Raw genomic sequence first — 12,681 nt, forward strand, 5'->3', positions numbered from 1 at the left:
GTGGCTTTACTCGTTTTGCAGGTAAAAAAAAGGGCCCGGAGAGAATCGTCTCTGGACCCCCAAAAGGGTGGGAGGTGTCTAGGCCCCCAACCTGGTGAGCGTGTTGCTATGGAGCATTTGCATCAGGCCTTCAACGGGACCAGACGCGGAGCAATCATGTTTTCCGGACGCAGGATGTCGTCGAGCATAGCGTCGTTGAGCAGGCCTTCTTCGCGCACCAGTTCCAGTACGCCGCGGCCTGTTTCCAAGGCGATGCGGGCAATACGGGTGGCGTTTTCATAACCGATGTACGGGTTCAGCGCGGTAACCAAACCGATGGAATGTTCCACCAGTTCGCGGCAGCGGGCTTCGTTGGCGGTAATGCCGACGATGCAGTGCTCGCGCAGCATGTCCATGGCGCGCTGCAGCAGGCGGATCGAGTCGAAGATCTTGTAAGCGATCAGCGGCTCCATCACGTTGAGCTGCAATTGACCGCCTTCGGCCGCCATGGTCAGTGCCAGGTCATTGCCGATGATTTCGAAGGCAACCATGTTGACTGCTTCCGGGATCACCGGATTGACCTTGCCGGGCATGATCGAGCTGCCGGGCTGACGCGCTGGCAGGTTGATTTCGTTGATGCCAGTGCGTGGGCCGCTGGAAAGCAGGCGCAGGTCGTTGCAGATCTTCGACAGCTTGACCGCAGTACGCTTGAGCATGCCGGAGAACAGCACGAAGGCGCCCATGTCGGAAGTGGCTTCGATCAGGTCGGCGGCCGGCACCAGCGGTTGACCGCTGATGATCGCCAGCCGATCCACCGCCAGCTTCTGATAGCCAGGGTCGGCGTTGATGCCGGTGCCGATGGCCGTACCGCCCAGGTTCACTTCGGTGAGCAATTCCGGTGCAAGGGTGCGCAGACGGTTCAGGTCTTCAGTCAGGGTCGTGGCGAAAGCGCGGAATTCCTGGCCGAGGGTCATCGGCACAGCGTCCTGCAACTGGGTACGGCCCATTTTCAGAACGTGATTGAATTCCTGGCCCTTCGCTGAGAACGCCTGAATCAGGCTGTCGAGGCTGGCCAACAGAGCGTCGTGACCCAGCAGCAAGCCCAGGCGGATGGCCGTCGGGTAAGCGTCGTTGGTGGACTGTGCCATGTTGACGTCGTTGTTCGGGTGCAGCTGGTTGTAATCGCCTTTTTCCAGACCCATTGCTTCAAGGGCAATGTTGGCGATGACTTCGTTGGCATTCATGTTGGTTGAAGTGCCAGCGCCGCCTTGAATCATGTCCACCACGAAATGCTCGTGGAAATCGCCGCGAATCAGACGTGCACAGGCTTCGCTGATGGCTGCATGTTTGGTCGCATTGAGGTGACCCAGCTGATGGTTGGCATCAGCGGCCGCTTGCTTGACCATCGCCAGCCCGACAACCAGCTTCGGGTAGTGAGAGAGCGGAACGCCGGAAAGGTGAAAGTTGTTCACCGCTCGCAGGGTCTGGATACCGTAGTACGCGTCAGCGGGTACTTCCAGAACACCAAGCAAGTCTTTTTCGATGCGCGATGATGCAGGCGAGGACATGATAGAGATAATCTCAAGAAGGCACGGATAATGCCGGAACGCTGCGGATACTGGCCTTTCCGGCAATATTTGACTAATGCTGTTACACACTGGCCCATGCACAAACGGCATAATGTCTCTGTGACTTGAATTGATTCAGAAGCGTGACTCATGTGGGAGCGGTGTCGTGGGACCGGCTTTAGCCGGGAAGAGGTCGTGACGGTCCCTGATAATTGGCCGTCAGAAATACCGCTTTCCCGGCTAAAGCCGGTCCCACGTCGTACTTCAGCTTGCGGGTAAGCCTAGAAGCTCCCACAGGGTTGCAGAGGTGAAAAATGAATCTGGAAAGCAAATGGCTGGAAGACTTCAGCGCTCTGGCCGCCACCCGCAGTTTTTCCCAGGCGGCGGAGCGGCGGTTTGTAACGCAGCCCGCATTCAGCCGGCGTATTCGCAGCCTCGAAGCCGCGCTGGGGCTGACTCTGGTCAATCGCTCGCGCACGCCCATCGAGCTTACGGCGGCGGGGCAGTTGTTTCTGGTGACGGCGCGTACCGTGGTCGACCAGTTGGGCGAAGTGCTGCGCCACTTGCACCACCTGGAAGGCGGGCAGGGCGAGGTCATGCAGGTCGCAGCGGCGCATTCCCTGGCCCTGGGCTTCTTTCCGCGCTGGATCGCACAGTTGCGCAACGAAGGCCTGAATATCGCCACTCGATTGGTCGCTACCAACGTCGGCGAGGCGGTGCATGCCCTGCGTGAAGGCGGATGTGATCTGATGCTGGCGTTCTACGATCCTGACGCAGCCCTGCAAATGGACCCGGAAATCTTCCCGTCCCTGCACCTTGCGCACACTGAAATGCTCCCGGTCTGCGCTGCAGACGAACACGGTCAGCCGTTGTTCGGCCTGGAAGATGGCGGCAGCGTGCCGCTTCTGGCGTATAGCGCGGGTGCTTTTCTCGGGCGCTCGGTGAACCTGCTGCTGCGTCAGCGGAATCTACGCTTCACCACCGTCTATGAAACCGCCATGGCCGATAGCCTGAAAAGCATGGCACTGGAAGGATTGGGCATCGCCTGGGTGCCGCGATTGAGCGTACGTGCGGAACTGGCCCGCGGTGAGTTGGTAGTGTGTGGCGGCCAGCAATGGCATGTTCCGCTGGAAATCCGCCTGTATCGCTGCGCCCTGGTGCGCAAGGCTAACGTACGCCTGCTCTGGCGCAAGCTCGAGGGGGCTGCAACACCGGATAATGTTTGACCGGCAGGTCAGTAAAACCGTGGTTTGCAGGGCAGAATCTTCCCACAAGACAGATGGTCGACAGAGGGGCGTTAAACCCAGATCTTTAAGGTATACTGCGCGGCCTTTGGCCGGCTCGACCGGTCATTTTTCGTACAGCAAGCCACGCCGGTCCTCCCGCGTGGCTTGTTTGTTTATTGATGCGCCTGCGGGCGCCCGATGAGAGGCACGACGATGAGCGCACTGGTTGGCGTGATCATGGGCTCCAAGTCCGATTGGTCCACCCTTAGCCACACCGCCGATATGCTGGAAAAGCTAGGCATTCCGTTTGAAGTCAAAGTGGTGTCTGCACACCGCACGCCGGATTTGCTGTTCCAGTATGCCGAAGAGGCCGAAGCACGCGGTATCGAAGTCATCATCGCCGGTGCTGGCGGTGCGGCTCACTTGCCAGGCATGTGCGCGGCCAAGACCCATCTGCCGGTGCTGGGCGTTCCGGTGCAGTCTTCCATGCTCTCGGGTGTCGATTCCCTGCTGTCCATCGTGCAGATGCCAGCGGGCATTCCGGTGGCAACTCTGGCCATCGGCAAGGCCGGCGCGATCAACGCAGCTCTGTTGTCGGCCAGCATCCTGGGCGCCAAGCACCCACAATTCCACACAGTGCTGAAGAAATTCCGCGCTGAGCAGACAGACAGCGTCCTGGACAATCCAGACCCGCGCGACGCCTGAGGTTTTTCGCATGAAGATCGGTGTAATCGGTGGCGGCCAATTGGGTCGCATGTTGGCCCTGGCAGGAACTCCGCTGGGGATGAGCTTCGCCTTTCTAGACCCCGCGCCAGACGCTTGCGCCGCCGCTTTGGGCGAGCATTTGCTGGGCGATTACAGCGATCAGGCTCATCTGCGCCAGTTGGCCGACGATGTCGATCTGGTGACCTTCGAGTTCGAAAGCGTGCCAGCGGAAACCGTGGCCTTCCTGTCTCAATTCGTGCCGGTCTATCCGAGCGCCGAAGCCTTGCGCATCGCTCGTGATCGCTGGTTCGAAAAAAGCATGTTCAAGGATCTGGGCATTCCGACGCCTGAGTTCGCTGACATCCAGTCGCAAGCCGATCTGGACGCGGCAGTCGCTGCGATCGGCCTGCCTGCGGTACTCAAGACCCGCACCCTGGGTTACGACGGCAAGGGTCAGAAAGTGCTGCGCACTGCGGCTGATGTTGAAGGTACCTTTGCTGAACTCGGTAGCGTGGCCTGCCTGCTGGAAGGCTTCGTGCCATTCACCGGTGAAGTGTCGTTGATCGCTGTGCGTGCCCGTGACGGTGAAACCCGTTTCTATCCGCTTGTGCACAACACCCACGACAACGGCATCCTGCGCATTTCCATCGCCAGCACCGATCACCCGTTGCAGGCCTTGGCTGAAGATTACGCAGGCCGTGTCCTCAAGCAACTGGATTATGTCGGTGTGCTGGCGTTCGAGTTCTTTGAAGTCGATGGCGGCCTGAAAGCCAACGAAATCGCGCCTCGCGTGCACAACTCCGGGCACTGGACCACCGAAGGCGCCGAATGCAGTCAGTTCGAAAACCACCTGCGGGCGGTTGCGGGCTTGCCATTGGGTTCCACGGCCAAGGTCGGCGAGAGCGCCATGCTCAACTTCATCGGCGAAGTGCCTGCGGTGGCCAAGGTCGTCGCCGTTGATGACTGCCATTTGCATCACTACGGCAAAGCCTTCAAGGCAGGCCGTAAAGTGGGGCATGCCACGGTGCGCAGCGCAGATCGCGAGACGCTGGATCGCCAGGTCAAGCTGGTTGAGGCGTTGATCAACGGTTAAGACGACGTGGGACCGGCTTTAGCCGGGAAGAGGCCGATACATCCGCCGCATCTCTTGCGCCAGGAGTACAGTCTTCCCGGCTAAAGCCGGTCCCACGTCGTTTCCAAGTCGTTCCGCATTGAACCATTCCAACCTCAAACCCCTCTGATAGCGTGTTGCCTATAGCTGGCTAGGCTTCGGCATATCAATTCTTAAAGAGGAAAACGGCATGGGTATTATCGGAACCATTTTCATTGGCTTGATCGTTGGCCTGCTGGCGCGTTTCCTCAAGCCGGGCGACGACAGCATGGGCTGGATCATGACCATCCTGTTGGGCATCGGCGGTTCGCTGGCGGCCACCTACGGCGGTCAGGCGCTGGGTATCTATCAGGCGGGCGAAGGCGCGGGCTTCCTGGGTGCACTGGTTGGCGCCGTCGTGCTGCTGGTCATCTACGGCCTGATCAAAAAGAACGACTGATGTTCGTCAGCCCTCTGCGTTCTCGGTGCGCAGAGGGCTAGAATGCCGAGCTGTTGTTCAACTCCCTCCATTTTCTGCCGAGCCTGTCGATGCGTCGCCTTCTAGTTCTAACCCTGCTGCTAACCTGCGGCCTTGCCCACGCTGAGATTCCCGAAACCGACTGGCTGGACCTGATGCCAAAATCAGACCAGAAAGCCCTCGAAGCCATGCCCGACATCGACCACAACTCTCCGGAAGCTCAAGGGACGTTCGATAGCAAAGGCGGCTTGAAACAGAGCAAAGGCTTGCCCGCTGTGATGTATTCGGCCAAAACCGTTCCGGCTATGAACGGCAAGGAAGTGCGCCTGGGTGGCTACCCTGTGCCGCTGGAGACCGACGCCAAGGGCCGTAGCACGTTGTTTTTCCTCGTGCCCTATCCGGGCGCTTGCATCCACGTGCCACCACCGCCGCCGAACCAGCTGGTCCTGGTGCGCTTCCCCAAAGGTTTGAAGATCGAAGACATCTACACACCGCTGTGGGTGGTGGGCAAATTGAAGGTCGAGAAAGTCAGCAATGACCTGGCCGATGCGGCCTATGCCATGGATGCCGAGAAGGCGCGGGTGGTGGTGGAGGCGGATTTGTAGGGCCTTACGCAAACCCGTAGGAGCGCGCTTGCCCGCGATAAACGATAACGCGGTTTGTCAGACAGACCGGGTCATCGTTTATCGCGGGCAAGCGCGCTCCTACAAAAAGCAAGGCTAGATCGCCTCAGCCCACACACTCAACGCCAGCACATGCATCTCGTCTGGCGCCAGTGTCACCACGTCGTCCAGCACGTTGGCGGTTTCTACGCAGACCATGCCCTGCCAGCCATCGGCGGCCATGTCGTTGAAGGTTTTGGTCTTCTCGGTCCATGGATTCCACACGATCGCAGACTTGGAGCCGCTGGTGCAGATGTGGATCTTGCGCTGCCATTGCGGGTCGACAATGCTCAGCATGTCAGGAGTATCGAGGTAGATACGGTCGGTCTCGCCGGCAAATTGCAGCTCACCGGATTGCTCGCGCTCCTCCCAGTTTTCCAGGGTCTCGATGTAGCGCAGGCCGTCGAGGCCTTTGATGCTGATTTCGCGCACATCGCTGACCGCGAAATAGCTGTGCAGCGCCTGGCTGAAGCTCACCGTCTCGCTGCCGGAGTTGTAGCTGATCAGGCTGACATTCAGCGCTTCATCCAGACGAATGCTCAGCTTCAACGCCACGTTGTGCGGCCAGCCTGGCAAGCCGCCTTCTGCTTTGGGCTGAATGAATTCAACGATCAGGGCGTCGTCGTCTTCACCCATGCCCATCAATTCCCAGTCGATCGCGCGGACTTCGCCGTGGGCTTTTGCTGGCTCGCTGCTATCGCGCATGGCCTGCACGCTGGAAGGGTTACGCTCCAGATTGCCAAACCACGGCCAGCAAATCGGCATACCGCCACGAATCGCCTTGCCCTTTTTAAACGCTGCGTCCGGGTTGGACCAGATCAGCGGCTTATGCCCGGCCCGCTGGTAACTGACGATGTGCGCACCTTGCTGGGCAACCACCAGTTCGGCATCGCCGTGGCTGATGCGCCAGCAGTTCAGCTCATCGATGGTGACGGATTCAACTTGGGGCGTTGGCATAAATAAACTCTCAAACAAAGACTAAGACAAAATGGACAGTGTCCAAGCCGGTGAGTTTACCTGTTATCGACGCCGGGGCGCGGTCCCTGTGGGAGCGAGCTTGCTCGCGAAGACCTTTCAAGCAACAGAAATGTATCGGCTGTACTGGCCCATTCGCGAGCAAGGTGGAGCGCCACCCCGGTCGCTCCCACGGGTTCATCATTTCGCCATTTTACCGGCGTGCAGGAACGGAACGGGTACGGCCACTGCCATCGATGGCGACGAAGACAAACACTGCTTCAGTCACTTTGCGCCATTCACTGGACAGCGGGTCGTCGCTCCAGACTTCAACCATCATCTGGATGGAGCTGCGGCCGATTTCCAGTGCCTGGGTATAGAAGGACAGCTGTGCGCCAACGGCCACAGGTACCAGGAACGCCATGCGGTCGATGGCGACAGTCGCGACGCGGCCACCGGCGATCTTGCTGGCCATGGCGGTGCCGGCCAAATCCATCTGGGAAACCAGCCAGCCGCCGAAAATGTCCCCGAAGCCATTGGTTTCGCGAGGTAATGCAGTGATTTGCAAGGCCAAGTCGCCTTGCGGGATTGGATCTTCTTGTTCGAGCTCGATCATGCCTAGGGTGCCTCTGACCCATGACTCTTGGTATTTTTGCCGCGGTTGACAGGCACCATTCAAAACCAACAGCGTGAACATTCGATGTTCAGCGTGATACGAGGCGCCTGTAGGGGAAACTCTGCGAAAGCGGCTGGCTGAAACTCAGCTGCTTTCGCACAGCAGCCCCTGACTGACGGCTGTGCGCTACATTTCGACACAGGCAGCAATCATTCTGCGGCCAGCGAGTATATCGGGCGGTGCGTCATGAAACGACCATTGGGTACTGATTTCGACGATTTACGCATCAGGCTGTGTGCTTTTTGAAACAATTTGCTATCGTGCCGAACCCGATGCGGCGGCATGACTGCCTGTATCACGCAATTTTGGTGCCTATCCGCACCTTTGCTCCGGACAATTGCTGTTGCAGGCCACCCCGCCGCAACCTGCTTTACTGTCGCTAACCCAATTAAGAGAAGTCCCCTTAGAGAAGTAATTCATGTCCACTGTGCCTTTGAGTACCGCGCAGCCTGCGCGCCCGCTGACCCGCAACGATTATAAAACCCTGTCGCTTTCGGCACTGGGTGGCGCGCTGGAGTTTTACGACTTCATCATTTTCGTGTTCTTTGCGGCGGTGGTCGGCAAACTGTTTTTCCCTGTGGATATGCCTGAATGGCTGCGGATGATGCAGACCTTCGGGATTTTCGCTGCCGGTTATCTGGCGCGGCCTCTGGGCGGCATCATCATGGCGCACTTTGGCGACCTGCTGGGGCGCAAGAAAATGTTCACCCTGAGCATTTTCATGATGGCGGTTCCGACACTGATTATGGGGCTACTGCCCACTTACGCCCAGATCGGCATTTTCGCGCCGATCCTGCTTCTGTTGATGCGCGTTATCCAAGGCGCAGCCATTGGCGGTGAAGTCCCGGGTGCCTGGGTGTTTGTTTCCGAGCACGTGCCTGCCCGCCATATTGGCTATGCCTGTGGCACGCTGACCTGTGGTCTGACGGCTGGCATCTTGCTGGGTTCCCTGATGGCAACCTTCATCAATACCATCTACACCCCGGTCGAGGTCTCCGACTTCGCATGGCGTATCCCGTTCCTGGTGGGTGGTGTGTTCGGCCTGCTGTCGGTGTATCTGCGTCGCTGGTTGCACGAAACGCCAGTGTTCGCTGAACTGCAATTGCGCAAAGCGCTGGCCGAAGAAGTACCGCTCAAGTCGGTGCTGCGCGACCATCGCGGCGCCGTCGCTATTTCGATGTTGCTGACCTGGCTGCTGTCGGCCGGGATCATCGTGGTCATCCTGATGACACCGACCATTCTGCAGGGCGCCACTTTCGGGTTCCCGGCCGCTGTCGCCCTGAAGGCCAATAGTCTGGCGATCGTATTCCTGAGTATCGGTTGCGTTGCTTCTGGCGCGCTGGCCGACCGTATTGGCGCTGGCCGGGTATTCCTGTTTGGTAGCCTGGGTTTGCTGATCAGCTCATGGACCCTCTATCACACGCTGGCCGCCAATCCTGACTGGCTGTTTCCGTTGTACGCAGTGACCGGCCTGTTCGTTGGCGTCATCGGCGCGGTGCCGTATGTGATGGTCAAGGCCTTCCCGGCAGTGGTGCGTTTCTCGGGGTTGTCGTTCTCGTACAACCTGGCCTACGCGATCTTCGGTGGCCTGACGCCGATGGTGGTGACGCTCATGCTCAAATCCAGCCCGATGGCACCCGCCTGGTACGTGGCGATTCTGTGTGTGTTGGGCATGGTCATTGGTGGCTACCTGATCGCTAAAAAGCGCTGAGCCTCCCATAGCTCGAAACACCCCGTTTCATACTTCGCAGCATTTGAAGGCCACGCCCCGTAAAAGGGTCGTGGCCTTTCATTCAATTGTCACAATCAATTCATAGAGTCGTCACATGGGCTGCCAATACTTGGGGCCAACGGACCTATTTTTTGACCTCGCTCGGAGCAAGGTATGAAACTCAAACGTTTGATGACTGCACTGACCTTCGTTGCCGCTGGCGTCGCGGCTGCTAACGCACTGGCCGCTGTTGACCCCGCGATCAAGCCGTACGTGAAGACATCGGGCGTTTCGGGCAACCTCTCCAGCGTGGGTTCCGACACTCTGGCGAATCTCATGACTCTGTGGGCCGAGGCCTACAAGAAAGAATACCCAAGCGTAAACATCCAGATTCAGGCGGCGGGTTCTTCCACTGCACCGCCAGCCCTTACCGAAGGCACCGCCAACCTCGGGCCGATGAGCCGCAAGATGAAAGACGGCGAATTGTCGGCTTTCGAGCAGAAACATGGTTACAAGCCAACCGCGATTCCTGTGGCGGTGGATGCGCTGGCGGTGTTCGTACACAAGGACAACCCGATCAAGGGCCTGACCATGGCTCAGGTGGATGCGATTTTCTCCGTCACCCGGCTGTGTGGTGCCAAGGCTGACGCCAAGACCTGGGCTGACGTCGGCGTAACCGGCGATCTGGCCAACAAGCCGATTCAGCTGTTCGGTCGCAATTCGGTGTCCGGCACTTACGGTTACTTCAAGGAAGAAGCCCTGTGCAAAGGCGACTTCAAGGCCAACGTCAATGAACAGCCTGGCTCGGCTTCGGTGGTCAGCTCCATCAGCAGCTCGCTCAACGGCATCGGTTACTCCGGTATTGGTTATAAAACGTCCAGCGTGCGCACCGTACCGCTGGCCAAGAAGGATGGCGGCGAGTTCGTCGAAGACAACGAAACCAACGCCTTGAACGGGACTTACCCGCTGTCCCGTTTCCTTTACGTTTACGTCAACAAAGCACCGAACAAGCCTTTGGCCCCTCTGGAAGCAGAGTTTGTGAAACTGGTGCTGTCTCGTCAGGGTCAGGAAGTGGTCATGAAAGACGGCTACATTCCGTTGCCATCGCGAGTGGTGAGCAAGGCCTTGGCTGACCTGGGCTTGCAGGAAGGTGCTGCAGCGGGCAAATAATCAGCGTCTCGGTGGCTCTGTTTTTCGGTTTCTGTTTTGCAAATGGCCACCATCACTCTTCAGTCCGCTGCCATGAATACCGGTGGCGGGCTTTTCTGCGTCACCATACTGTAATGTTTTTGTCATACAGGTCCGCTAGGGTGTGCGCATGTTGAACTGGCCAATTCTCCGATGACTGAAAATTCACCCTCCCAGCGCATTGATTTCAATACGCCGGAGTTGCAGCGCAAACGTCGCGTTCGCGCCTTCAAGGATCGGCTGACCCGCTGGTACGTGGCTGTCGGCGGGCTTGCTGTGCTCGCAGCTATCACCCTGATCTTCTTTTATCTGGCATATGTAGTCGCACCTTTGTTTCAGGGTGCCAGCCTGAACACAGAAAACCCCCTCCAGCCTGCCTGGATCAATGACGCTGGCAAGCCGCTGATGCTCGCCATCGAAGAGCAGAATCAGGTCGGCATGCGCATCTCCGACAAGGGTGAAGCGATATTTTTCAGTATTGAGGACGGTGCCGAACTCAAGCGCGTTGGCCTGCCGCTTGAGCCCGGCGTGAGCGTGACTTCCATTGGCCAGGACCAGCCTGGTACGCCGCTCGTGGCGCTGGGGTTGTCCAATGGTCAGGTGCTCGCCTTCCGCCACAACTATCTGGTGACGTACCCGAACAACAAGAAAACCATCACCCCGAGCATCACCTGGCCCTATGGTGAAACGCCGTTGGTGTTGGACGATCAGGGTCGCGCGCTGGAGCACGTCAGCCTTAATGCCAACGGTGAAACCCTGGTGATTGCGGGTTCCACCGGCACCCAGCTGCACGTTTTTTCCCTGGTAAAGAAAGAGAACATGATGACCGGCGAGGTCAGCAGCGAGCAGGAGCGTGTCGAGCTGCCGCAAACCTCGGCGATGGTCAAAGCGATTTACATCGATCCACGCCAGCAATGGTTGTATGTGATCAACGGTCGCGCTCAGGCCGATGTATTCAGCCTGCGGGATCGCACGCTTAACGGCCGCTATAAACTGCTGGAAGATGCAAATGCCGAAATCACGGCCAGCACCCAATTGGTCGGTGGGATTTCGCTGATCATTGGTAACTCCAAAGGCTCGATGGCCCAGTGGTTCATGGCGCGGGATGTGGATCAAGAGATGCGCTTCATGCACATCCGCGATTTCCATATGGGCAAGTCGCCGATTACCCAGATCACCGCCGAGCAGCGCCGCAAAGGCTTCGTGGCACTGGATGCGTCAGGTCAGCTCGGTGTATTCCACAGCACTGCACATCGTAAGCTGCTGGTCGAGCAGATTGCTCAGGGTTCCGGGATCCTCGCCCTGTCGCCTCGGGCTGACCAATTGCTGGTCGAGCAGGGTGGCGCGCTATTGCCACTGACGCTCAAGAATCCGCACCCGGAAGTGTCCTGGAGCGCGCTGTGGGGCAAGGTCTGGTACGAAAACTACGATTCGCCGCAGTACGTCTGGCAGTCCACCGCGTCCAACAGTGATTTCGAGCCCAAACTGAGCTTGGCACCGCTGACTTACGGCACCTTGAAGGCGGCTTTCTACGCCATGCTGCTCGCCGCACCACTGGCTATCGCCGCTGCGGTTTACACCGCTTACTTCATGGCTCCGGCGATGCGTCGCAAGGTCAAGCCGGTGATCGAGTTAATGGAGGCCATGCCCACGGTCATCCTCGGATTCTTTGCCGGGCTGTTCCTGGCACCGTATCTGGAAGGCCATTTGCCGGGTGTCTTCAGTCTGTTGCTGCTGACCCCGATTGGCATCCTGCTGGCCGGTTTCGGCTGGAGCCGCATGCCTGACAATATTCGTCTGCGTGTGCCGGATGGTTGGGAGGCAGCGATCCTGCTACCGGTAGTGCTGCTGGTGGGCTGGTTCGCCCTGAGCATGAGCCCGCATCTGGAGAATTGGTTCTTCGGTGGCGACATGCGCATGTGGATCTCCCACGATCTGGGTATCACTTACGATCAACGCAATGCGCTGGTGGTGGGTATAGCCATGGGCTTCGCGGTGATTCCCAATATTTACTCGATTGCCGAAGACGCCGTATTCAGCGTGCCGCGCGGCCTGACCCTGGGCTCGCTGGCCCTGGGCGCCACGCCTTGGCAGACCCTGACCCGGGTGGTAATCCTGACCGCCAGCCCGGGGATTTTCTCGGCGTTGATGATCGGCATGGGCCGCGCGGTTGGCGAGACCATGATCGTGCTGATGGCGACTGGTAACACGCCGATCATGAACATGAATCTGTTTGAGGGGATGCGCACGCTGGCGGCCAACGTGGCCGTGGAGATGCCTGAGTCGGAAGTGGGTGGCAGTCACTATCGGGTGTTGTTCCTGGCGGCGCTGGTGCTGCTGATCTTCACCTTTGTGATGAACACCCTCGCAGAGCTGATTCGTCAGCGCCTGCGCAAGCAATACTCGTCTCTTTAAGGAAGGTAGCAGTTCGTGAAACGGAACTC

11 protein-coding genes are annotated in these 12,681 nt (G+C 58.6%); 8 read left to right on the forward strand and 3 right to left on the reverse strand.

All coding sequences use genetic code 11. From position 1 onward, the window contains the following. Nucleotides 1-122: 122 nt before the first annotated feature. A complete protein-coding gene (locus tag IV01_RS12730; protein ID WP_032628588.1) occupies nt 123-1,547 on the reverse strand; it encodes an aspartate ammonia-lyase in 1,425 nt (474 codons plus the stop codon). Nucleotides 1,548-1,861: 314 nt separating this feature from the next. Here IV01_RS12730 and IV01_RS12725 point away from each other — a divergent pair, with 314 nt between their 5' ends. The 5 genes from IV01_RS12725 (at nt 1,862) to IV01_RS12705 (ending at nt 5,651) form a co-directional block, all read left to right on the forward strand. Next, nucleotides 1,862-2,773 carry a LysR substrate-binding domain-containing protein gene (locus IV01_RS12725; protein ID WP_032628589.1) on the forward strand — a complete coding sequence of 304 codons (912 nt, stop codon included), beginning with the start codon at nt 1,862-1,864 and terminating at the stop codon, nt 2,771-2,773. A gap of 213 nt (nt 2,774-2,986) precedes the next feature. Next, entirely contained in the window at nt 2,987-3,478 is a 492-nt protein-coding gene (purE, locus tag IV01_RS12720; RefSeq protein WP_032628590.1) for a 5-(carboxyamino)imidazole ribonucleotide mutase, read from the forward strand. Nucleotides 3,479-3,488: 10 nt separating this feature from the next. Further along, a complete protein-coding gene (locus tag IV01_RS12715; RefSeq protein WP_032628591.1) occupies nt 3,489-4,571 on the forward strand; it encodes a 5-(carboxyamino)imidazole ribonucleotide synthase in 1,083 nt (360 codons plus the stop codon). 208 nt (nt 4,572-4,779) lie between these two features. Beyond that, nucleotides 4,780-5,028, forward strand: coding sequence for a GlsB/YeaQ/YmgE family stress response membrane protein (locus IV01_RS12710; RefSeq protein WP_032628592.1), 249 nt, complete (start codon nt 4,780-4,782; stop codon nt 5,026-5,028). Nucleotides 5,029-5,117: 89 nt separating this feature from the next. Next, complete coding sequence (locus IV01_RS12705; protein WP_032628637.1) at nt 5,118-5,651, forward strand: DUF3299 domain-containing protein; 534 nt, start codon at nt 5,118-5,120, stop codon at nt 5,649-5,651. 114 nt (nt 5,652-5,765) lie between these two features. On the opposite strand, the gene IV01_RS12700 is transcribed toward IV01_RS12705, so the two are convergent. Next, nucleotides 5,766-6,665 carry a D-hexose-6-phosphate mutarotase gene (locus tag IV01_RS12700; protein ID WP_032628593.1) on the reverse strand — a complete coding sequence of 300 codons (900 nt, stop codon included), beginning with the start codon at nt 6,663-6,665 and terminating at the stop codon, nt 5,766-5,768. Between the two features lie 211 nt (nt 6,666-6,876). Further along, nucleotides 6,877-7,278 carry an acyl-CoA thioesterase gene (locus tag IV01_RS12695; RefSeq protein ID WP_032628638.1) on the reverse strand — a complete coding sequence of 134 codons (402 nt, stop codon included), beginning with the start codon at nt 7,276-7,278 and terminating at the stop codon, nt 6,877-6,879. Nucleotides 7,279-7,756: 478 nt separating this feature from the next. Between IV01_RS12695 and IV01_RS12690 the strand changes: the two genes are divergently transcribed. From IV01_RS12690 to IV01_RS12680, 3 genes are all read left to right on the forward strand, one after another. Beyond that, nucleotides 7,757-9,049: an MFS transporter gene (locus IV01_RS12690; RefSeq protein ID WP_032628594.1), complete on the forward strand. Its 1,293-nt coding sequence runs from the start codon at nt 7,757-7,759 to the stop codon at nt 9,047-9,049. 174 nt (nt 9,050-9,223) lie between these two features. Continuing rightward, complete coding sequence (locus IV01_RS12685; protein ID WP_032628595.1) at nt 9,224-10,219, forward strand: phosphate ABC transporter substrate-binding protein PstS family protein; 996 nt, start codon at nt 9,224-9,226, stop codon at nt 10,217-10,219. A 399-nt stretch (nt 10,220-10,618) separates the two neighbouring features. Beyond that, on the forward strand, nt 10,619-12,652 hold the full coding sequence (locus IV01_RS12680) for an ABC transporter permease subunit (RefSeq protein WP_418903534.1): 2,034 nt from the start codon (nt 10,619-10,621) through the stop codon (nt 12,650-12,652). Nucleotides 12,653-12,681: the final 29 nt, after the last annotated feature.

The organism is Pseudomonas syringae, from assembly GCF_000737245.1.
GTDB lineage: Bacteria > Pseudomonadota > Gammaproteobacteria > Pseudomonadales > Pseudomonadaceae > Aquipseudomonas > Aquipseudomonas syringae_J.

Excerpts from the sequence above, each read along its gene's own strand:
- IV01_RS12730 (WP_032628588.1), bottom strand. The coding sequence starts at position 1,547 with ATGTCCTCGCCTGCATCATCGCGCATCGAAAAAGACTTGCTTGGTGTT.
- IV01_RS12725 (WP_032628589.1), top strand. The coding sequence starts at position 1,862 with ATGAATCTGGAAAGCAAATGGCTGGAAGACTTCAGCGCTCTGGCCGCC.
- purE (WP_032628590.1), top strand. The coding sequence starts at position 2,987 with ATGAGCGCACTGGTTGGCGTGATCATGGGCTCCAAGTCCGATTGGTCC.
- IV01_RS12715 (WP_032628591.1), top strand. The coding sequence starts at position 3,489 with ATGAAGATCGGTGTAATCGGTGGCGGCCAATTGGGTCGCATGTTGGCC.
- IV01_RS12710 (WP_032628592.1), top strand. The coding sequence starts at position 4,780 with ATGGGTATTATCGGAACCATTTTCATTGGCTTGATCGTTGGCCTGCTG.
- IV01_RS12705 (WP_032628637.1), top strand. The coding sequence starts at position 5,118 with ATGCGTCGCCTTCTAGTTCTAACCCTGCTGCTAACCTGCGGCCTTGCC.
- IV01_RS12700 (WP_032628593.1), bottom strand. The coding sequence starts at position 6,665 with ATGCCAACGCCCCAAGTTGAATCCGTCACCATCGATGAGCTGAACTGC.
- IV01_RS12695 (WP_032628638.1), bottom strand. The coding sequence starts at position 7,278 with ATGATCGAGCTCGAACAAGAAGATCCAATCCCGCAAGGCGACTTGGCC.
- IV01_RS12690 (WP_032628594.1), top strand. The coding sequence starts at position 7,757 with ATGTCCACTGTGCCTTTGAGTACCGCGCAGCCTGCGCGCCCGCTGACC.
- IV01_RS12685 (WP_032628595.1), top strand. The coding sequence starts at position 9,224 with ATGAAACTCAAACGTTTGATGACTGCACTGACCTTCGTTGCCGCTGGC.